We start from the raw sequence: 519 nt of genomic DNA, 5'->3' as shown, positions 1-519 counted from the left end.
CGGCTGTCGTTCTTTAACAATCTGGAAGAAGTAAGTAATTTGGATAGCGGAAGCGTCTTTGAGATGGACGTGGAAACTATCCGGGTTGTGATTGTATCGATGTATCTCAAGATGATTCGAACTTCATGTTCGGCTCGATTTTGGAATACGGCACACACGTAGTGTGGGCTCAGCGTAAGTGCTAAAGCACTAACGCTGAGCGACACGCGAGAACTCAACCTGTAGCGACTGTCGATGAGACAGACTCGTTATAGGGTCAAGCGAACAAGTGCATGTGGTGGATGCCTTGGCGATCACAGGCGATGAAGGACGCGGTAGCCTGCGAAAAGCTACGGGGAGCTGGCAAACAAGCTTTGATCCGTAGATGTCCGAATGGGGAAACCCACTCCTTATGGAGTATCCATGGCTGAATACATAGGCCATGTGAAGCGAACGCGGTGAACTGAAACATCTAAGTAACCGCAGGAAAAGAAATCAACCGAGATTCCCAAAGTAGTGGCGAGCGAAATGGGATGAGCC

At 49.3% G+C, this 519-nt stretch carries 1 rRNA gene; it reads left to right on the top strand.

Going from position 1 to position 519, the window contains the following annotated elements:
* Window positions 1-254 precede the first annotated feature (254 nt).
* Window positions 255-519: ribosomal RNA gene (locus QZM15_RS33945) — 23S ribosomal RNA — on the top strand; the annotation flags it as partial.

Origin of the sequence: Burkholderia sp. AU44665, assembly GCF_030504405.1 — a bacterium.
Taxonomy (GTDB): Bacteria; Pseudomonadota; Gammaproteobacteria; order Burkholderiales; family Burkholderiaceae; genus Burkholderia; species Burkholderia semiarida.
The sequence above is the reverse complement of the archived record's forward strand: the minus strand, read 5'-3'. Positions and strand labels throughout refer to the sequence as shown.